The sequence below is a fragment of the Paenibacillus sp. VT-400 genome, assembly GCF_001029205.1.
Classification (GTDB): domain Bacteria; phylum Bacillota; class Bacilli; order Paenibacillales; family Paenibacillaceae; genus Paenibacillus; species Paenibacillus amylolyticus.
The window spans coordinates 3,594,865-3,617,075 of sequence record NZ_LELF01000067.1 but is presented as its reverse complement, the minus strand read 5'-3'; the positions used below and the strand labels follow the sequence as shown (position 1 = coordinate 3,617,075).

Annotated in this window: 14 protein-coding genes; 12 read left to right on the top strand and 2 right to left on the bottom strand. The window is 47.1% G+C overall.

Going from position 1 to position 22,211, the window contains the following annotated elements; all coding sequences use genetic code 11:
- The first annotated feature begins 1 nt into the window (after nucleotide 1).
- The 3 genes from recG (at nucleotide 2) to EL84_RS26550 (ending at nucleotide 7,516) form a co-directional block, all read left to right on the top strand.
- A complete protein-coding gene (gene recG / locus EL84_RS26560; protein ID WP_047843677.1) occupies nucleotides 2-2,047 on the top strand; it encodes an ATP-dependent DNA helicase RecG in 2,046 nt (681 codons plus the stop codon).
- A gap of 115 nt (nucleotides 2,048-2,162) precedes the next feature.
- On the top strand, nucleotides 2,163-2,450 hold the full coding sequence (locus EL84_RS26555; RefSeq protein WP_036614589.1) for a stage VI sporulation protein F: 288 nt from the start codon (nucleotides 2,163-2,165) through the stop codon (nucleotides 2,448-2,450).
- A gap of 614 nt (nucleotides 2,451-3,064) precedes the next feature.
- On the top strand, nucleotides 3,065-7,516 hold the full coding sequence (locus EL84_RS26550; RefSeq protein ID WP_047843676.1) for a glycoside hydrolase family 3 C-terminal domain-containing protein: 4,452 nt from the start codon (nucleotides 3,065-3,067) through the stop codon (nucleotides 7,514-7,516).
- A 33-nt stretch (nucleotides 7,517-7,549) separates the two neighbouring features.
- Here the strand turns inward: EL84_RS26550 and EL84_RS26545 are convergent, their stop codons facing one another.
- On the bottom strand, nucleotides 7,550-9,130 hold the full coding sequence (locus EL84_RS26545; protein ID WP_047843675.1) for a response regulator transcription factor: 1,581 nt from the start codon (nucleotides 9,128-9,130) through the stop codon (nucleotides 7,550-7,552).
- Nucleotides 9,131-9,137: 7 nt separating this feature from the next.
- Complete coding sequence (locus EL84_RS26540; protein WP_047843674.1) at nucleotides 9,138-10,946, bottom strand: sensor histidine kinase; 1,809 nt, start codon at nucleotides 10,944-10,946, stop codon at nucleotides 9,138-9,140.
- 131 nt (nucleotides 10,947-11,077) lie between these two features.
- Between EL84_RS26540 and EL84_RS26535 the strand changes: the two genes are divergently transcribed.
- The 9 genes from EL84_RS26535 (at nucleotide 11,078) to glsA (ending at nucleotide 22,144) form a co-directional block, all read left to right on the top strand.
- Nucleotides 11,078-12,409: an ABC transporter substrate-binding protein gene (locus tag EL84_RS26535; RefSeq protein ID WP_047843673.1), complete on the top strand. Its 1,332-nt coding sequence runs from the start codon at nucleotides 11,078-11,080 to the stop codon at nucleotides 12,407-12,409.
- An 84-nt stretch (nucleotides 12,410-12,493) separates the two neighbouring features.
- A complete protein-coding gene (locus tag EL84_RS26530; protein WP_036614579.1) occupies nucleotides 12,494-13,372 on the top strand; it encodes a carbohydrate ABC transporter permease in 879 nt (292 codons plus the stop codon).
- Entirely contained in the window at nucleotides 13,369-14,205 is an 837-nt protein-coding gene (locus tag EL84_RS26525; RefSeq protein WP_017687468.1) for a carbohydrate ABC transporter permease, read from the top strand. The genes EL84_RS26530 and EL84_RS26525 overlap by 4 nt, the downstream gene beginning before the upstream one ends.
- A 13-nt stretch (nucleotides 14,206-14,218) precedes the next feature.
- Nucleotides 14,219-15,772, top strand: coding sequence for a family 78 glycoside hydrolase catalytic domain (locus EL84_RS26520; RefSeq protein WP_047843672.1), 1,554 nt, complete (start codon nucleotides 14,219-14,221; stop codon nucleotides 15,770-15,772).
- A 667-nt stretch (nucleotides 15,773-16,439) separates the two neighbouring features.
- Entirely contained in the window at nucleotides 16,440-18,092 is a 1,653-nt protein-coding gene (locus EL84_RS26515; RefSeq protein ID WP_036660169.1) for a sensor histidine kinase, read from the top strand.
- Between the two features lie 10 nt (nucleotides 18,093-18,102).
- Nucleotides 18,103-18,903 (top strand): LytR/AlgR family response regulator transcription factor, encoded by an 801-nt coding sequence (locus EL84_RS26510; protein ID WP_047843671.1) that lies wholly within the window; start codon nucleotides 18,103-18,105, stop codon nucleotides 18,901-18,903.
- Between the two features lie 180 nt (nucleotides 18,904-19,083).
- Nucleotides 19,084-20,319, top strand: coding sequence for an OFA family MFS transporter (locus tag EL84_RS26505; protein ID WP_036675050.1), 1,236 nt, complete (start codon nucleotides 19,084-19,086; stop codon nucleotides 20,317-20,319).
- Between the two features lie 261 nt (nucleotides 20,320-20,580).
- Nucleotides 20,581-21,063, top strand: coding sequence for a GNAT family N-acetyltransferase (locus EL84_RS26500; protein WP_047843670.1), 483 nt, complete (start codon nucleotides 20,581-20,583; stop codon nucleotides 21,061-21,063).
- A gap of 139 nt (nucleotides 21,064-21,202) precedes the next feature.
- Nucleotides 21,203-22,144: a glutaminase A gene (glsA, locus tag EL84_RS26495; protein ID WP_036614565.1), complete on the top strand. Its 942-nt coding sequence runs from the start codon at nucleotides 21,203-21,205 to the stop codon at nucleotides 22,142-22,144.
- The last annotated feature ends 67 nt before the right edge of the window (nucleotides 22,145-22,211 follow it).

Here is a 22,211-nt window from a genome sequence, read left to right as displayed (position 1 = left end):
CATGAAATTGGAAGAAATATCAGTTAAGCAAATTAACGGCGTGAGTGCTCTCAAAGAGGGAGAGCTTCACGCCTTTGGCATCTCTACTGTTAAAGACCTGCTTGAATATTATCCGTTCCGTTACGAGGATTATCGTCTGCGTTCACTTAGTGAAGTGAAGGATGGGGACAAGATTACGGTCCAGGGACAGGTGATGGGTATTCCTGTATTACAACGATACGGTAAAAAGTCCCGTCTTACCTGTAAGATCATGACGGAAGAGTGGATGATTACAGCCACCTGGTTCAATCGCCATTTCCTCAAAGAACAACTTACCCCCAATCGGGAGATTGTGATTACGGGAAAATGGGAACAAAAACGCATGCAGATGACCGTGACTGACTCGGAGTTCCCTGATAAAGGCGATGGGCGTTCAGGTACATTGCAACCTGTATATTCGGTAACCGGCAAACTGACACAACAATGGATGCGGAAGACGATCAATCAGGGATTAATTCAATTCGGAGATATGATTCCTGAGATTCTGCCTCAGTCCTTGATGAAGAAATACAGCTTGATGCCTCGTAAACAAGCGATTGCTGGAATTCATCGTCCACAGGACAACCGAGAAGGTCAACAGGCCAGACAGCGGATGGTGTATGAAGAGCTGTTTCTGTTCCAGTTGAAAATGCAGGCGTACCGCGCACTCAACCGAAATCGCATGGATGGTGTAGTGCATACCACGGATAATACGACGATTCGTGAGTTTGTACGCAGTTTACCTTTTGAACTGACAGATGCTCAGAAAAAGGTGGAGCTTGAAATTTTGCATGATATGCGTTCGCCCTATGCAATGAATCGGTTATTGCAGGGTGATGTCGGATCGGGTAAAACGGTTATTGCGGCAATTGCGCTATACACGACTGTTCGATCTGGGTTCCAAGGGGCTCTGATGGTGCCTACAGAGATTCTGGCGGAGCAGCATATGCGCTCACTGCAAAAGCTGTTTGAACCGTTTGGGGTAACCGTAGGGCTGTTAACGGGCAGTGTAAATGGACGCAAACGCAAAGATCTGATCGCCTCATTGCAAATGGGCATGATTGATATCGTGGTGGGTACACACGCCCTGATTCAGGAAGATGTTTTCTTCCGTGATCTGGGTCTTGTGGTGACGGACGAGCAGCATCGCTTCGGGGTGAATCAGCGCAGCGTTTTACGACGCAAAGGATATAACCCGGATGTTTTAACGATGACGGCAACGCCAATTCCACGGACACTTGCGATTACTGCTTTTGGGGATATTGAAGTATCCACGATCTCGGAGCGTCCGAAAGGACGGATTCCAATCTCCACGTATTGGGTTAAACACGATATGATGGAGCGGGTGCTCGGGTTTATCTCCAGAGAAGTGGATCAGGGCCGTCAGGCCTATCTGATCTGTCCACTCATTGAAGAGTCGGAGAAGCTGGATGTGCAGAATGCCATTGATCTGCATGTGCAGATGCAGCAGAACTTTCCGAAATATCGTGTAGGTCTGCTGCATGGACGGATGACGGCTGCGGAGAAAGAAGAGATGATGCGCGACTTCTACAGCAATGATATTCAGTTGCTTGTCTCCACCACCGTTGTCGAGGTCGGGGTCGATGTGCCAAATGCAACGTTGATGGTCATTATGGACGCGGACCGCTTCGGTCTCTCCCAGCTGCATCAGCTTCGTGGTCGGGTCGGTCGTGGTGCGCATGCTTCCTATTGTGTACTCATTGCTGATCCAAAGACGGAGGTTGGACAGGAACGCATGAAGGTCATGACGGAAACGGAGGATGGATTCGAGGTATCCCGGCGTGACCTGGATCTCCGGGGTCCGGGTGATTTCTTTGGTACCAAACAGAGCGGATTACCCGAGTTCCGTCTTGCCGACATGGTTGCCGATTTTGCTGTGCTGGAACAGGCCAGAGATGACGTGACCCACTTAATTGAGGATGCGACTTTCTGGACCTCCATTGACTATGCACCTCTGCGTGATTTCCTACAGCAACAGCAAGTATTCAAGGGTGATCTGATTGACTAAAGCTTGCCTTGATAGCTGGTTTTTCGTATTACCTTTGTAAAAAAAGACAAGTGTACAAGCCCTCCCGACATATGAATAAGAAGTGAGTTCATTCTTTTGGGAGGTGCTATGTGTTTTGGGTTATCAACAATATGGAATTAGTCCGCAGCTGGTGGAGCGGATCAAATTAAAGATGAAAAATCCCGCTGTCAAAGAGCGTATCAAAAAGTTGATTGATGGCGTGACCAAGTCTGATCTGCAAGATAAGGCCAAGGTCAGAAGGTTGGTCAAGTCTTCCGCTGTCATTATGAATGAGAATTTCTCTCCGGCGCAGGAGGAGCAGTTTGTTGCGTTTGTGCTCGCGCAGAAGATTGATCCAAACAATACGTTTCATTTGATTAAGCTGTGGGGGATGTTTAGGTAGGGATTCGATGTAATGTGGGTGGAAAAAAACATTCGTTTACACGAGGGCACTACGATGACAGAATAACCTTCCGAGCGCTGTTATCCCCGGATTTTCTGATTGACCCTTTCCAAGGGTAAAATCCGGGGATAACAGCGCACGCTTCGCTTCTTTAGGTTATTTCTGTCCTCTCCGTTGTTGTGTAAATTGATTTATTTTACAAAACCAAATTACATCGAATGTTTATGAAGTAATTTTAGTGGGTGGGGCGTTCCATAAGTCAGGAAGATGACTTATGGAACGCCTTTTTGATTGTTATAACTTGGGACAAGCCTTGTGGTATTACTTGGTTGATATTCGTTGTAGTTATCGAAATGACCCATGACCTGGCTTGTGTTACCACGGAAACAAAGTTTTCAGTGAGTAGTTATGTTGGTTAAATCAAGCATCTTAGTACAGTGATGGGTGGAGTATGAGGCTTATATTTAATATGAATCCAAATTTATCCTTTAACGATACATAACCGTAATATCTAAAAATACTGTACCTCAACCCATAAACAAAATGTACCATTCCTCCAACTATAATGAGTGAGTACCAAATTGTAAGCGATTACAAATAAAGGAGGGGTAACATTGACTAGAGGTTTCAAGCAGAAGATTAGCGGCAAAGTGATTGCGGTCATCACCGTGGTCAGTCTGACATGGGGGTCCTGGGGAGCCACGCCACTATCAGCATCTACGACAAGTACTTTAAAGTTCCAAACTCAGCAGGGAGGTGTCTTTGACGGGATGCCATTATTTGATGGCGTGCCAGCGCATCTGGATGCATACGTAGACACCTATTTCGAATACACTGGCCTCGAAGGTCCAGCCGTTTATGTGACGGGTTCGCGAAACCATTACACATTGAAGCAGGGGAAACATGCGGACAAGGTCATTCCCGGTGCGTTATCTGCTGCAGATAATGTTCAGGGTGTCTCGACCGATTTTCCTGCTCTGATTGGCATGGGACAGAGCTGGAACAAAGAACTTTTGTCCGATATCGGTGAAGTGATGGGGAACGAGAAAATCAGCAAATTAAAGGTCAAGCAGGGCGAATCCAACATTCATGGGGGCAATGATCCTTCCCTCAGCGTGGCGTTCAGTGTGGTCAGTGATATGCGTATCAATCCGCTTAGCGGTCGCTTCGATGAAGGGTTCTCTGAAGATCCCAATATGGCCGGAGTCTTGATCGACAAGATGGCTTCGGGTCTTAGCGGAATTGATCAGTCCACCAGCGAAGATGGATTCTGGATGAGGGCTGCGGTGGGGACAAAGCATTACTCCGTATATAACGCGCAGTGGTTCAGGCAGACAGCGAATAACAGTGCAAGCGCGCGTTCATTGTTTGAGTACCAAACCAGAGCTGCGCTCCCTGGATTTGAATCAGGTGCGCTGGCAGGCACAATGACATCTTATGGCCGGACTAACGGCATTCCAAACATCCTTTCCCCGCTACAATTATTAGCCAATTTGGACGCCAAATATGGCGTATACAGCTCGCCCGATTTCAATGGAGATGCAATTGTATCCAACGCGAACCAACTCGGAAATGGATATGACGACCGCTATGCCGTGGACCGCGGTCATGCAACCGTTCTCATGGCGCTTGCTCAGGCGAATGCGGGTCGGCCGTCAGGGACGACACCTACGGATGTGACCGATCTGGTGGCGCTCGTAGAGCAAGGGGAATATGGAATCACCGAGGAAGAACTTATAGAAGCAGCCAGACCACATGTAAACCAGCTGGTACGTTTGGGGATTTTTAATGAAACTGATGAGCAGGGCATACCGAAAAACTATCCTTTTGCCCAGGAAGCAAGGGATGTCAGGACGTCTCCGCCTTCCGATTATAACCAAGTGAACCATCAGGAAATAGCACTTCAAGCGGCACAGGAGAGCGTTGTTTTGTTGAAAAATGACGGCACACTTCCGCTGGAAAAAGGAAATGACGCTGCTGTTTCTGGGGTGTATGCCGACGCACGCTTCAAGACAACGTATTCAGTTGGCGCGACACCTACGGTGGAAAACGCCGGTGAATCTCCACTGCTCTCAATCATTAAAATGAATGGCAGCAGTAACGTAAACTATGCCCCAGGAAATGAAGTCATTGCACTAACCTCTAAAGCGAATCAACAAACGGTCACAGCGGACGTGTATAGTCCAAATGCAGGCACGGAGGGAGCGCAGCTCATCACAACTTCGGATGCCCCAGGTGAGGCCAGTTTCTCCCACTTGTTCCGAGTGTACGATTGGGGTCAGGCGGGTTCAAGTTTATTATCGCTGTATAACCAGCGTTGGGTGACTTCCCCTGCGACAAATCATGCAGCAGTTGGCAATACGGATCGTACCAGCCTCAATCTGACGAACAATGATTGGAACCTTCCTGAGATGATGGGTGATACGAGTGCCATACCCCCAACATTACGAATGGAAACGAACGAGGATGGCTCAATGTCTATTGTTACCAATGGGTACCGTACAGGATTCTCTGGTGACTTTACAAATTGGTATTATGCTAACGGACGCTTTATCAAGGTAGATGATGCTGGTAAGCTCGTGACAGCATCATCTCCACTGGGAAGCAAAGATAATGCTGCAAATCGCCCGGACGAGGCGAAGTTTGAGAAGACTGTTGTGAAGAGCGTGGGCGAAGAGGCAGCAGCAAGAGCCACAGAAGACGATTATGCCATCGTCTTTGTCGGCGCAATTCCACGACATAGCGCAGGAGAAGGTAACGACCGGTCTACCCTCGATATGGGCGAGTCTGATTATGAACTGGTCGACAAAGTATCTGCTGCCTTTGCAACCCAGGGTAAGAAAACCGTTGTCGTGGTTAAATCGAGCTTCCCTGTAAACATGGAGCGCATTCAGAACAACCCTAACGTCTCGGCGATCGTTTACCAGCCATATGGCGGTCAATACGATTCGTATGCTCTGGCCCAGGTATTGTACGGAGATTACGCGCCGACAGGCCGCCTGACGTCCACATGGTATGCAGGCATGGATGCTTTTCCATCTATTAGTTCTTATGTCGTACCAGAAGGGAATTCTACTGGTCTTGACGACATCGACCCCCGATTTACGGTTGATATGACGAATGCAGACCCCATTGAATCTGAGTTGACTTATATGTATACAGATGCCACAGTGACCTATCCGTTTGGTTACGGGTTATCATATGCTGATTTTACGTACGATTCCCTGACCGTATCGTCTTCTGTAACGGGGAATGAACCATTCACGGTGTCGGTCCGCGTAACCAATACAGGAGACGTAGCCACTTCCGAGGTTGTGCAGCTGTACACCCGTAACAGCAACTCTGCATACGGCGCACATGCGCCTAAAAAGAAGCTGGTTTCATTTGAGAAGATTCATCTCACTCCGGGTGAAACAAAAGAAGTCCTGTTGCAAGTTGATCCACAAACGCTGGCATTATGGGATGTGAATCGGAGTGAATGGATCGTTGAACAGGGCAGTTATGAATTCATGATTGGGACCTCGGCAGCGGATGCAGACGTGCAAGTATCGAAGGCATTAAGCATTGGTGGGAAGTCGATTGCGACCTTACCCCTTACCCAACCCATAAATGTATTTGATCATGCGTTTGCTTCAAATGAAGTCGTTTACCACGAAGTGTCCAAGGAACGCACGGCAGCCCAATTAAAAGCCAAAGCGATTGTTGGAGGTTATTATGCAGTTCGTTCCAAACAAAATGGATCGTGGATCGCGTTGCCTAAGGCTGACCTGACAGGTGCGCAGAAGGTTAAGGCAACTGTCGCATCTAATGTGCAGGGTGGCACGATCTCGTTACATGCGGATGCGCTCGATACCGCACCGATTGCTGTATGGAACGTACCGATGACAGAACCTGTCTCCTACAAGATTAGTAATGCTAACGTAACGGTCAAGGAATTAGGGTACGTTGACGTAGAGGCGGATATTTCTGCTGCCGTGAGCGGTGTACATGATCTGTATCTGGTGTTTCATGAACCGGATCTTCGGATTGACAGTTTGTCATTTACGTTGAAAGAGCCGGGAACAAATCCAGGAAGTCCAGGCACAAATCCAGGAACGAATCCTGATTCGCCAAGCCCGCCTGGATCAGGTAGTGTTGGAACTCCTGTTAAGCCACCAGCATCCGGGTCTGAGACTGAAGGCGAAACGGATTCGGAGGGCAATGTTTCTGCTGTCGTGACCGTGCAAGCGGGGGATGTTGATGATCAAGCTAAGGCAGCAAGTATCCGTTCATCTGGCATCCGGGTTATCGGCGATCCATGGAATGTATCCATCAAAGATAAGCAGAACACGTATGTCATTGCAGCGCTGCCTGTTAACGATGTCGTAGCTGCAAACTCCACAACAATCGCATACGTTGGGGAAGGAGGACAACTTACGCCGGTGCCTGGCGTGTTGACCAAAGACACTAACGGAAACAAGGTATGGAAAGTACTGCTAAACCAAGGAGGAACGTACATTGCGATTCACTCGCTCCGCGAATTTGTTGATGTTAAGCCTTCAGCCTGGTATGCCAAAGATATAGCTAAAGCCAACAGCTTGCTGTTGATCAATGGCGTATCGGAACGCCGCATGCAACCCCAGGGAACGACAACATCAGCCCAAACGTTGATGGCTGCATTGAATGCGTTAGGAATTGAGCCGGGGGGAGTGGCGGCAAACGAGAAATGGTTTGATCCAATTTTGCGAGCCTCCAAGGAATATGGGCTGATGGAAGAAGGGCAGTACCTGCCAAATGCCCCAATGTCACGTGAGGACATGGCAATGGTGCTCGTTCGTGCGTTGAACTTGTCTGGAGTGGATACGAAACTGCCGGAAGCAGAGGTTGAATCATGGCTGGAAGATTTTAAGGATCAGGTCCAGCTGACACCAAATAACCGGGCAGTCATGGCAACGGCCATTCAGCTTGGTATATTCCAAGGTACGCCGGATAAACTGTTACAACCACAGAGCACCCTTACACGGGCACAACTTGCAACTGTTATTGTCCGTGTGCATGACCGGATAATAGAACGGCTGGATCACTAAGAACCAGAACAACGAAAACAAGGAACTGGGCCATCATACATGGCCTGGTTCCTTGTTGTTTGCGGTGAAGGATTTGTGTTGCTTTCGGTATTCCTCTGGAGTCCAACCGGTCAATTTTTTAAACACCCGAAAAAAATATTTTGGATTGTCGTAACCCAGCTGTTTGGCAACCCGATAGATTTTATCGTCTGTGCTCGTTAAGAGCTGCTTGGCTTGCCTGATCCGTAGTCTGTTTACGTAATCAGTGAAGTTCTCGGATGTCTTTTCTTTAAATAAATGACTGAGGTAACTCGGGTTCAGGTAGAACAGGGACGATACCCATTCCAGCGTTAAATCCTTGGTATAGTGATTATCGATATATGTCCTGACGTTGTCGATCACTTGATCTGATGCGTAGGGGTTGTCTTCCTTAAGCAGAAGAGCTGTTCCCGTCAGCACTTTTACCATGTAATGCCTAATGCACTCCATATCGAACGAGACGTTCAGGACGGCCTCCAAGCTGGAAGAGGCGCTACTGTTACCTCCGTTCTGGATATAGTTACTCAGCAGCCGTTTGGTTTCCGTGATAATGTCTCTGCACTGCTCTTTCAGGTGGGCAAGCAAAGCGTCAGGCTGGCGTATGTAGAAAGCAAAGAAATCGGTGATGAGCTCTTCCACCTTCGGCACATTCCCGCTCTCTATAAAAAATAGCAGTTCATATGTTCGAGCCCACTTCAGTTGATGTAAAGGAAATTGCTCCCGTGAAAATACGTAACATTTGCCAAAATCGGTAATGGCTCGTTCGTCCAACGCAAGGATCGTTTGATGATGAGCTTCTCGGACCCCACCAATGCCTGTATGAGGCAAGCTGATCCCCACACAACAATCCGTAGTTTCGGATTTGGTCAAAATGATACTCGCAGTTTGTTCCGCCATTTTCTGCAAATCAAGCTGGCCTGAGCAATCCAGATCATGCATCAGGAAAAACAGTACTTGATCCGTTTGTGGATGAGGAATGTACAGGCCATTCGAAAAGGTAGGTAGTTGCTGTGCTGTAAGCGGTTGAGGACCATAAATCGTCAATAAAATGAACTGGTCAGATGCCATGATGGCGGCAAATTCCGCAGAGCGGAACACAGGTGTTTTGATGGATGAATGGGGAGCCAGCACATAATTCAGGAAGGCTTGCATGTCTGCATCCCTTTTCATCTGCTCCGTTTCTACTTCTCTTAGAACGACTTCCCGCTGAAGAGAGCGCTCCTGTTCGATGGCTTGGATGGCTTGGTGAAGCGTACCGTGGATCTCATCCCGGCTAAAAGGCTTCAGCAGGTAATTTACAACTTTCGCAGAGATGGCCTCCTGCATATAATCAAAATCGGTATGTCCGCTAATGACAATTAACTTGATGCGCGGATATTGCTGGCATACTGTCCTGATCAACAGCTTGCCGTCTACCTCGGGCATGCGCATGTCCGTAAAGATAATGTCCGGCTTGAAGGATTTAATCAAAGCCAAGGCATCTGCCCCGTTATCTGCTTCGCCTAAGAGTTCAAGCGAGTGCTCAAAAGTCCCGATTTTTTTCAACAAACCTTTGCGGATCAAGGGTTCATCGTCCACAACGATATACGTGTACATCTCTTGGTCACCTCTTTTCCCAATTGGCCGGAATTTCGAGTGTAATTCGAGTTCCTGTATTCAAATCGGTATGAAACGAAAGGCCGTAACCCTCTCCGTAATACAAAGCAATTCGTGAATGAACGTTTTTGATGCCGATGCTTTGTTTATGCCTTTGACCAACGGCGACGAATTCAGGTGGCTGCTGGAGCAATTGTCGAAGTTCTTCCGCTTGTGTTGAGGACATGCCCACGCCATCGTCCCAGATCTCGAACACGATGCTGTCCCCCTGAAACAAACCGGTAATGGTAACGGAACCCTTCCCACGTTTGTTCTCCAACCCGTGATAGATAGCATTTTCCACGAGTGGTTGCAACAGAAGTTTCAGCATGCGACGACTCCGAATTTCCGGGTCTACATTCAGGTTGAACGCGAACTTGTCACCATACCGAATCTGCTGGATGGCCATGTAGTTTTCTACATGTTGAAGTTCTTCGCTGACCGCGACCAGCTCGCTGTCCGTTTTGATGCTGTAGCGGAACATGTCCCCGAGTGACTTGGTCATCACCACAATACTCTCAACTTCTTCGATCTCGGCAATGCTATTAATCGACTCCAGCGTATTGTAGAGGAAATGGGAGTTGATTTGTGCTTCCAATGCCTTCATCTGCGAGTCCAGCATGAGGATTTTATTCTGGTAACTCTCTCGGATATGCGTATCGATATCTTTCATCATTTTGTTGAACTCGTGGTAAAGGATTCCTATTTCATCGACTTGCCTCGTTACTTGAGGCTTGATGGTCACAAAACGATGAGATTTGGTTTTGCGCATCATTTTGGTCAATTCGATGATGGGTTTGGTGATCAGGTTGGATAAGAAAAAGGAAAGTAGAAGGAAAATGACGGCACAGCTTACGGCCACGTATAACAGCAACTTTTGTGAGATGTTGTACTCCTCATACAACCGATCCATAGAGATGTTGGCAATCACGTTCCAATTGCGGCCGGGAACTTTCTGGATTACCGTCATCATGTTATCTTGGATTGATTTGTACTGTGAACTGTTTCCGACTTGATGCGTTGCCGCAGCCAGAGTATCGGAGAGAGGAGTGCCAACTCTACTTCCGTCGCTGGAGTACAGGATCTCGCCAGCGTCGTTCGCCAGATATAGATTGGACAAGCTTGGTGCCGGATTACGTTTTAGACCGTCAAAAATGTTCATGCTGCAATCCAGCATAAACACGCCTAGGAACTCGTTGTTGTTGGGATCGTAGAGGGCTCTGGAGAAGCCAATGGATTCCTTGGCGTTAATGATGTAAGGTTTGACGCCTACTTCACCAATATACAAATCGCCTTTTCGCTGGATCGTATCCAGATACCACTCATCCCGAAGTGCTACATAATCGAGGCGTAGGTCTGTACCGCTGCTGCCATAGCTTATCCATTTGCCATCAGGTGTGAAAAGGTACAAACCATTGATGTAATTGTAACCAAGCAGAATGTTTTCAAAGATCAATTTCAATTTGCTGCGGATCATGAAGATTTCATATTGATCGTTGGTACCGTTCAACTTGATTAGTTCATCACTCACAGTGCTGTAAGCGGTTGCATTGGAAGACTGCTGAAGGAGTGTGACGGAGATCCGGTCGATGTTCTGCAAAATTTCCTCCATGCTCTTGACCGAATTGCCTATAGTTGTCGACGTCACGAGAGAGGTCTGCTCACTCACCAGCTTCGTGTAACTGCGATAGGAACTGACAGACACAACGATAATTGGCACGATTGATACGAGGACGAGGACCAGAAAAAGTTTAGTTTTGATGTTGAACAGAATCATACGTGCTCCTCCCGCCATTTGTCAATTCTAAAAATAGTGCACCATACGAGCCAAAGCAAATGCACTTTTGCCCACCGTATGATGAGAATGTGCACAAAGCAAGAATAAACATGAATTGGGGGAATGACAAGATGAAAAAAAGAAAACGACTGTGGTCCTTAGCTTTGGTACTGCTCTTGATGTTTCTGAGCGCATGCAGCTCCAGTAGCGAGGAGGGGGGCGGTACGGATACCAATAACGGGAGTACAGATGAGTCAGGAAAGCCAATTACGTTGACGATGATGCTTTCGGGAAACAAGGCATCCGAGGGAGAGGATTTCGAGCTGGAGACCTTGCCGCGTCTAGTCAAAGAGAAGTTCCCGAACATTAACTTGGAAGTACAAAAGTTGCCTGATGATCAATACAATACATCTGTTCGAACCAAGCTTGCGGCTGGACAGGGACCGGACATTTTCTGGATTTTCCCGAAAAATGCGGCTGGCGGTGTCATTGATTTTGCAAAGGCAGGCTTCGCTGCGGATCTGTCAGATCTGAAGTTCTGGGACAACATCAGCCAAGGAGCGAAGGAAGATATGTCCTATGAGGGTAAACCTTACGGCGTGGCCGAAGGGTTGGACTTCTTGGGCGTTTACTACAATAAGGAGTTGTTACAACAAGCGGGATATTCCGAGTTTCCGAAGGATTGGCCTTCGTTTCTGGATTTGTGTCAAAAGTTGCAGGCAGCGGGCGTAACGCCAATTGCGATGGGAGACAAGGACCCTTGGATGATCCAATTCGGTATGTATCCGATTGCAGCCAATGTCGTGTATCCGAATGAGCTGGATTTTGATGTCAAATTGCAGAACGGTGAAAAATCGCTGACTGATCCAAAGTGGATTCAAACCATATCCAAATACAAAGAGCTCTATGATAACAACTACGTCGTCAAAAACTCACTTGGCATTGGTAGTGCCCAATCTGCGCAGTTGTTTATCGACGGGAAAGCAGCAATGACCTTTACGGGAACATGGGATTATGCCTCCATGACGTCCAAAGGCGCTGCCGAATTTACTCGCGGATTCGCTTCATTGCCAGGTAACGAGCCGGAACAGCCGGTGTTTGTATCTGCTGCAACATCTGCCGGATACGCTTTGAACGCCAAATCGGCAAACCTGGATGCAGCCAAGGAAGTACTGAACTACCTGTTTGATGGTGAATCCGATCTGTTCAAAGCATTTGTGGAAGCCAACAGTTCCATCAGCGTCTATAAGGACGTAGAACTTGAAAATGAATTGTTTAAGGAAGTGAATGACAACTATCAACAAACTGGAAATTCCATCTACTTTAGCAACCAGATGTGGCCAGCCGGAGTATCGGACGTCATGCAGGCAAAGTTTGCCGAAATTATTGCTGGACAGAAAACAACACCAGAAGATGTGGCAAACGCCATGGAAACCAAGTTTAGAGAGCTATGGAAAAACTAGAACAAAACGATGCTGTCTGCTGTAAAGGGGAGAATGATTGTCCTTCTTCCCTTGCCGCAGGCCCCTTGGAAAGGATGGAGCAGGATGAGCTCTACTGTAATGAAAAAGTCCATGTACTGGTTTGCTTTGCCGGCATTGATCTTCTACCTGACCTTCTGGATCTTCCCGATCCTGCGGTTGTTCCAGTACAGTATAACGGATTACAACGGGTACGCCCAAGCCTATAACTATATCGGTTTCGACAACTATAAGGAATTGTTCCGGAGCGACATCCTAGGCATTTCTTTAAAAAATACACTGATCTATACATTCGTCACCGTCATAGCTGGCAATATCATCGGTTTAGCAATGGCATTGCTGTTAAACATGAAAATAAGAGGAACCGGGATTTACCGTTCCCTGGCGTATATTCCCACTTTGTTCAGTGCGATTGTCGTCGGCTTTTTGTGGAGTTACGTCTATATGCCGGATTACGGGCTGATTTCTTCCTTTCTCGATAAACTGGGTATCGCAAATGAACTGAATTTCCTGGGTGATTACTCGACCGCGCTGTATTCTATTATCTTCGTGGAAATCTGGAAGACGATCGGAACGACAATGATTATCTTCCTTGCAGGACTACAGACTGTTCCAAGCGACCTTTTGGAAGCCGGACGGATTGATGGCTGCGGCTCATGGAGATTGCTGCGCCATGTGAAGATTCCATTACTGGCAACAGCAATTACAATCAACGTGACGTTAAGTTTGATCAATGGACTCAAAGCGTTCGACTTCCCGTTTATCATGACGAATGGCGGTCCCGGCACGGCTACCAACACGCTGATTTATACCATCTACAAGATGGCATTTACCGAACAACTCTTTGGTAAAGCTTCGGCTCTTGGTGTCATTTCCTTTGCCGTAATTATCGTCATTACCGCTGTTTTTGTCCTGAAAATGAACAAACGGGAGGTGTCGGCATGACGCTTCGTAAAGTTTTGGGGAAAGGGTCCGTTCAGGTCGTTGTGCTGTTGGTGATGGCGTTAAACCTGATTCCGTTAATTATTGCCTTTTCGACATCACTCCGAGATCCAAGCAACAACACAAATCCGCTGGTCCTGTTCCGGGAGATGTCCTTTGCAAGTTACAAGGCTGCCTTCGACCGCATGCACTTTCCGGAAGCGCTATGGAACAGCGTGGTGTTAACCGGCGTATCGGTCGTGTTCGTTGTCCTGTTTGCGGCAATGGCGTCCTACCCGATGGCCCGTTTGAAGACAAAGCTAAGTAAGTTCATGTATTTGTTTTTTTTGTCCGGACTTGTGGTACCTGCGCAAATGGTATTGATACCGATCGTGCAAATGATTAATGCGCTTCATATCCCAACGAATCAATATACGCCTATTTTCATGTTCATTACGTGCAGTCTGCCGTTTTCAACTTTCCTGTACACGGGCTTCATTCGAAGCGGTGTGCCTGAGGAGGTAGAAGAAGCGGCGCACATCGACGGGGCGGGATTATTCCAACGGTTCTGGACCGTCGTGTTCCCCTTACTCATTCCGGTAACGGTTTCGGTCATTATTACGCAAGGTGTCTGGATCTGGAACGATTATTTCTTCAATATGATCTTTATTTCCAGCGCAGGAGATTCACCGTTACCGCTGGCCATGCTCGGATTTTTGGGCGATCAGCAAAATCCCACGCAGTGGAATGTCCTGTTTGCAGCGTGCTTTCTGTGCGCGCTACCGTTGCTGCTGGCGTTTCTGTTCCTGCAAAAATATTTTATCGGCGGTATGACCGTTGGGGCGGTCAAAGGATAAGGAGGGCACTGCAATGAGTGAAAAAGTGATAAACACAGCCTGGCTGGAAAAAGCGCAGGGTCTGATGCCGGAGCTTCGCCAGCAAAAGGTCTATCCGGAACATATCGTGAGCGCAGTTCCGGATGCGTCAGCTTTTCAGGGATGGCGTATCGAACCAATAGGCTTAGCAGAACACTTATCGGATCAAGTGCTGTGCAAGGGAGACAGTGTTACGCTGGATTTCGGGGAGCATCTCGTCGGTTATCTGACCTTGTCGCTTCTTAACGAGCGCAGTAATGCAGATGCACCTCTCAGGTTGAAGCTCACATTTGGAGAAATGCCCTGTGAGGTCGGTGAGGATTTTGCAGAATATTCGGGTTGGCTTAGCCGTTCATGGCTTCAAGATGAGATCGTGAATGTGGACGTGTTACCTGGCACGCTAACACTGGACCGTCGGTATGCCTTTCGGTATCTGAAAATCGAGGTGGTAGAAACGTCGATCCGTTACGATATTCGAATTAACGATATATATTGCTTGACGGTGACCTCAGCAGACATAGGGGCAGTACCTCAATTGCCTGAAGGTATCGACACGGAGCTGCTGGAAATAGATCGCGTGTCCGTGAAGACACTCCGGGATTGCATGCAGATGGTATTCGAAGATGGACCGAAGCGCGATCGACGTTTATGGATCGGAGATCTTCGCCTTCAGGCCCTCGTCAATTATGAAACATTCGGCTGTAATGATCTCGTCAAGCGCTGTCTCTATCTCTTTGCCGGAACAAGATTGGAGGGAGGCCAAGTAGGAGCCTGTTTGTACGAACAACCGGAACCGTACATGGACGACATTTACCTATATGACTATGCGTTGTTCTTTATTGCGACATTATGGGAATATTTTGAAGCTACCAAGGACAGGGAAACGTTGGAAGAACTTTGGCCGGTGGCTCGAGAACAGATTGAGATCGGGCTTAAACGACTTGATGAGCGGGGCATCGTAAGGGATGACGATACATGGTATTGTTTTCTAGACTGGCATGAAGAATTAAATAAACAGGCTGGTGCCCAGGCAGTGCTCATCTATAGTATGAAAAGAGGAAGGTCGATTGCCAAAGAACTAGGGCTGCCGGAGTATGAGGAATGGATTAACGCACACATCAAAGACGCTGAGCAAGCAGCCCTCGCACATCTGTGGGATGGTGAACAGGGCTTTTTCGTCAGTGGTGAGAAAAGACAGATATCCTGGGCATCGCAAGTATGGATGGTACTGGCTGAGATCATGGATGCTCCAGCGGCCCGGCAATTACTTGATCGGTTAATGAGTAACGAAGAAGCTATTGGCATGACCACACCGTACATGGTTCATCATTATGTTGATGCATTAATAATGTGCGGGGAAGAGGAGAAGGCACTGGAGCAGATCCGAAGGTATTGGGGCGGTATGCTGAAGGATGGAGCGGACACTTTCTGGGAGCTCTACGACCCGGACGACAAAACGTATTCTCCTTATGGCAGCAATTTGGTCAACAGTTATTGCCATGCTTGGAGCTGCACACCAAGTTATTTTATCAGGCGAAATTTTTCGTAATTTTGGACTTGAGGTCAATCAGGTACGTCTGGTTGGCCTTTTTGGATTAGTTTCAGGATTGAACTATAGAGCCAGCCATGCCTATTGTTTTTATTTATCTGTTTTTGTTCGTACCGTTAAAAGAACGAGTGGCTATTAATGAAGCGATAAATACGAATATTAAAATAAAGTTATATGGGTTTCCTTTAAGGTTGTAGACTTGAACGATGAGTGTCAGAGTTGAGATGCTTAAGATGATTCGCAGGACAATCGCCGATGAGCAATCGGGATGATGGCTTCGTTTGGAGATAAAGTATAGGGTAAACCATAGAAAACTAAAAAGCAGAAGCAAACCTAAAAGTAGAATTGCAAGCATGCATGAACACCTTTCTTTAATTAATTTCACTCAATAATTGGAATAACATGACAACTGATTATAACATAGGTTTTTCTGGAGTCGGATATTTTCATAGAAGTTAAGGGATGAACTATCATATGCATGCATGATGTAGTCATATTGATGTTTTTTCACAGGATGGACTTTGCTTTCCTCCGGGGGGAGCGGTAAACTGTTGCATACGAGCTTTATGGATTAATGTCCTGGATTTTACGTAGTAAAGCGTGGCTGTGTCGGTATGCATTTTATTTTCAGACAGATGTGGAGGAAGTACGATTGGAGATGTTTACGATGCTGCTGGGTTTATTTGAACGGGCGGCGCTGTTGATTATATTTTTATTCTTTCTGTCGAGGGTGCCGAGATTTAGGCAGATTCTGCAAAAGGGGAAATTAAGGTGGCAGGAGTCTATTGCGGTTACCTTGTTATTCTGTGCTTTTGCCATCTTCGGGACATATACGGGCATTAATGTTGAAGGTTCACTGGTGAATGTGCGGATCATCGCCGTGTTATCGGGTGGTATTTTGTTCGGAGCGCCTGTGGGTATTATTACGGGGATTGTCTCCGGGGTGCATCGGTATCTGATTGATATGGATGGAGTCACAGCTATACCGTGTCTAATCACGAGTATCCTGGCGGGTCTGGTCTCCGGATATATACATAAGTACACGCCCAAGCCCAAGCGGTGGATCATCGGTATTGGTGCTGGAATGATCTGTGAAGCGCTCACGATGTTATTAATCCTGCTATTTTCCTATCCCGATCCACTGGGTGCCGATATTGTCTCGCAGATTGCGCTGCCTATGATTCTGGGTGAAGTCAACATTGGGCTGATTGTGCTCTTGGTACAGAGTGTCGAAGGGGAAAAAGAGATGATTGCAGCTCGTCAGGCGAAGCTGGCACTGGAGATTGCAAACAAAACCTTGCCTTATTTCCGTTCGATTGATGAGGATTCTCTGCGCAAAATCTGCCGGATTATTCAGGAGGATATTCAGGCTGATGCGGTTGCAATTACGGATACCCGGAATGTACTGGCGTATGTAGGATTTGGTGAGGAACGCTATCATATAGGCAATGAAATTATAAGTGAGATGACCAAGAAGACGATATCCAGCGGGGAGATTACGATCAGTAATGATGTGATTGATGAAAAAACACCCGATATCCACTCGCTGTTAATCATTCCGCTCAAAGAACGAGGAGACATTACAGGTGCGCTGAAAATTTATTATCGCAAAGCGTACAAAATTACGTATCCATTACAAACGATGGCTGTAGGTCTATCGCAGATCATCTCGACCCAGATGGAGGTATCGCGGGTAGAGGAGATCAAGGCTGCTGCCAACAAAGCAGAGCTGCGTGCATTACAGACAACGATCCATCCTCATTTTTTGTTTAATGCGCTAAATGCGATTGCATCGTCCATCCGAACCAAACCTGATCGTGCCCGGGAGCTGATTGTGAACCTATCCGGGTACATGCGCTACAATCTGGAGCTGTCGGATGAGTTGATCGATATTCATAAGGAACTGGAGCAGGTCCGTAATTATGTAGAGATTGAGAAAGCTCGCTTTGGTAGCCGACTTAACGTGATCTATGACATTGATGAGGTCGCGGTGCATATTCCGAGTCTTGTTATCCAACCGCTCGTCGAAAATGCAATTATTCATGGCATTCTCAAGGTCAAAGGACCCGGGACTGTTCGAATTCGGGTACAGGATTATCCGGAGTTTGTGCGAATCAGTGTCAGTGATACAGGGGCAGGCATCAGTGCAGATATTATTGAACGTGTCTACCATGACCGTATGCCTGGTAACCAGATCGGGCTATATAATGTGCATCGCCGCGTTAAGCTTATCTACGGACAAGGTGTAACCATTACAAGGCTGGAACAAGGAACCGATATTTTATTTGATGTGCCCAAAGGAGATGTCGTAACAAGGTGATGATGGATCAATGAGAGCTCTTATTGTGGAAGACGAGATTCTGGCAAGTGAGGAATTGAATTATTTAATCCAGGAACATAGTCAGATTGAAGTTGTGGACCGCCTTGAAGACGGGCTGGATGTACTGAAATTTTTGCAGGAACAAGAAGTAGATGTCATTTTCCTTGATATCAATATTCCCTCGCTGGACGGTATGATGCTGGCCCATCATATTGGGAAGTTTGCAACGAAACCCTACATTGTATTTACGACGGCGTATAAGGAACATGCAGCGGAAGCCTTTGAGTTGGAGGCATTTGATTATATTCTGAAGCCGTATGACGAGAAACGAATTGCTGCAATGCTCCATAAGCTGGAGCTCGCATTCAAACGTGATCATGCGCCGGTGGAGCAACATGTTGAGGATGGACCAGCCCCTACGGCGGACGGATCTGCTGCGCATGGTGAACTGGTACGAGAACGAGATACGAATTCCCATACAGATAGAAGAATTAATTTGCTGCGGAATGACAATATTATTGTTACGGATACGGCAGATATCTACTATGCGGAAGCACAAGAGAAAGTGACGAAGGTATATACCAAAAATGGGGAGTTCACCATGCCAGTGAGCATATCGGATTTTCACAGCCGTCTGCCACAGGATACGTTCTTTCGCTGCCACCGTTCGTACGTCGTAAATCTGTCGCAAATCCGTGAAATTGTACCTTGGTTCAACAATACGTATCTGCTCCGTCTGCGCGATTTGGAAGCTGAAGTGCCCGTGAGTCGTGGGAAGGTCAAAGAATTCAGGCAACTCATGCGCATCTAGCAGCATTTCATTCCGCATCTGATGCAACTCATGCTCAAAACGGTGTGATGAATCCCCTTTCATGTATGATTAGCTTGTGAACGCATTCATGTATATGACATCGGCAAAGGGGAGATCACGATGAAAGCAACCATTTCATCCGTTTCATCAACACCTGAATCAACATTTGCACCTACAAAAATGAATCGCTGGCTTATTGTTTTGGGGACCATCATTGTACAAATGGGTCTTGGAACCATCTATACTTGGAGTTTATTTAATCAACCGTTGTCTGATCGTTTCGGATGGGACGTCAGCTCGGTCGCGATAACTTTTTCAATTACGAGTTTTGCTTTGGCTTTTGCCACATTGTTTGCAGGACGATTGCAGGAACGTTGGGGTCTTCAGCGTCTGATCCGTGTAGCCGGGGTTGTGCTTGGGCTGGGTCTTATTCTGAGTTCTCAAGTCACCTCGTTAACACTGCTGTACATTTTGGCTGGATTTGTTGTTGGTTTTGCAGATGGTACGGCGTACATTACGTCGCTGTCTAATCTGATCAAATGGTTTCCGGAGCGTAAAGGTCTGATCTCGGGGATCTCGGTCGGAGCCTTTGGTACCGGTAGTTTATTGTTCAAATATGTGAACACGGCATTGATTGGTGCCGTTGGTCCTGCTCAGGCATTTATGTACTGGGGCATTATCGTTCTGGTTCTGGTCGTTGCGGGATCATTCCTGATCCGTGAAGCGGTTGTTCGTGAACAGGCTCCGGCAAGCAAGGAAGGATCCAAACAAGTCGTAGCACGTCATGATTACACGGTGAAAGAGATGCTGCGTACAAAAGAAGCGTACATGCTGTTTGTTATTTTCTTCACGGCGTGTATGAGTGGCCTGTATCTGATCGGTATTGTCAAAGATATCGGTGTACAACTCGCTGGACTTGATGTAGCTACCGCTGCGAACGCAGTGGCCATGGTTGCAATCTTTAACACGGCAGGACGTATTATTCTCGGTGCGCTGTCGGATAAAGTAGGACGAATGAAGGTCATCGCTGGTGCGCTGCTAGTTACAGCCGTAGCTGTCATGACACTTAGTCTGGTTCCACTGACCTTCGGGATATTCTTCGCCTGTGTGGCGGCCGTTGCATTCTGCTTTGGCGGTAACATTACGGTATTCCCGGCGATTGTGGCCGATTACTTCGGACTGAAAAATCAGAGCAAAAACTATGGTGTGATCTATCAGGGATTTGGATTTGGTGCTTTGGCTGGATCATTCATCAGCGCCCTGCTGGGCGGATTCCATCTGACCTTCATCGTGATTGCTGTACTCTGCGCTGTCTCGCTGTTGCTCGCACTGATCATTACCCCTCCAGGTGAAGGTCGTCGTGCACGTCAACGTGAAAAACAGATGAACCTTAACCCTTCATCACGGGCAAGCTAACAACATGCACTGGAAGTACGGAACTGAGGATATTTCTTCATCTTAAAAAGCAAATTAAAAAACAAAGTAAACAAAGCGGTCTCCAGTTGAGGCCGCTTTTTGGTATCTACAGTGTTCAGATTGCTGACTTAGTTGGCCTATCGGATCATCTGGCTGCCTGCAAGAGTGTTGCCTTGTGTGCATTCCATCATTCGCATCTGTTATACTCTAGGTGAATTCAACAAGACCAAGATAAGTTATGTACCCCAGAGGAGGCACATCATGAAGTTCATTAAATACACACAACCTGATTTTGATGATTATTATGCATTGGTTTCCAATATGGAAGTAATGAAACAGATTACAGAACGTGCAATACCGGAGCAAGAGGCGAGAACGCAATTTGAGTCCATGCTGGAGTTTAATGAGCGTTCCACATGCGGACATTACCGAGTATATAGTGAAGATGGTGCCGGTGTGGCGTATGCCAAATTGATTCCGGATCAGGAGGACCCGACCAAGGCTGAGATAGGTTACATGATCCTGCCTGAACATTGGGGCAAAGGTCAAGGCACATCCATTGCGTCACGGTTGATTATTCAGGCACAAGCCGCAGGGATTGGATCACTCTATGCAGTTATCGATCCGGGTAACGCTGCTTCTCGCCGGATCTTGACCAGACAGAACTTTGTATCCACCTGGACAGGCGATTACGATGGTCTTCCCGGTGAGATTTTGGAGTTAAATCTTCAAATGAAGCGGTAAAGGAACTATTCTGAGGGTAATCAGATAATATAGGGCATTTTGCATGAGATGGCTGGAACTCATTATCACCATGGTGCATGGGTTCACCCATGTACATTTCATGCAAGATGCTTATATAGAGATGTGGAGGAGATGACATATGAGCAATTCAACCATGGAACGTCTGAATGCATTGCTGCCGGAGTGGCTGGAGACCAGTCGTTTGCACACCGGGCAGGGTAAGGTGGCTTCTTATATCCCGGAGCTTGTTAAAGCCTCTCAGGATGAGCTTGGTATACATATCATGGACGCCGAAGGGAACTATGTGTCGGCAGGGGATTGCGGTGTCCCATTTACAATGCAAAGTATCTCCAAAGTATTTACCCTTATTCTGGCCTTAATGGACCATGGTGAAGAAGCAGTCTTCTTTAATGTAGGAAAAGAACCCACAGGCGACGATTATGATTCGATGATCAAGCTTGAATTGGTTGAACCCGGTATTCCATTTAATCCATTGATTAATGCGGGTGCGATTACGGTGTCCTCGCTTGTTGGAGGAGACTGTAAGGAAGAGAAATCACGCCGCATTCTGGAGTTTTTCCGCAAACTGGCGAATAATGATCAGCTGGGCTATAACGAAGAGGTATTCCAGTCCGAATCGGAGAGTGGTCATATGAATCGTTCACTTGGCTACTTTTTGAAGCACAACGGGGTCATTAAGGATGACGTTGAAGACGTGCTTGCCGTATATTTCCGTCATTGCTCCATTGAAGTGACGTGTGCAGATCTGTCTCGAATGTCACTCGTTCTGGCCTATAATGGAACAGATCCAATTACGGGAGAAGAACTCATCCCTCGTCGCTATGTTCAGATTGCCAAAACCTTCATGACCACCTGTGGTATGTATAATGCATCAGGCGAATTTGCCATCGAGGTCGGCTTGCCCGCCAAAAGTGGAGTATCCGGTGGAATTCTGACCCTTGTACCGGGACAATTCGGCATAGGTCTTGTTGGCCCGGCTCTGAATCGCAAAGGCAACAGTATTGCCGGTGTGCATCTGCTCGAGCGTCTGTCTAAGGAATTCGACTGGAGCTTTTTCTAAGAAGTTTTTCAGAAAAAAAGCTTTACCCTTATATGCAGCCGATGAATCACGTATCTGATATTTTGCT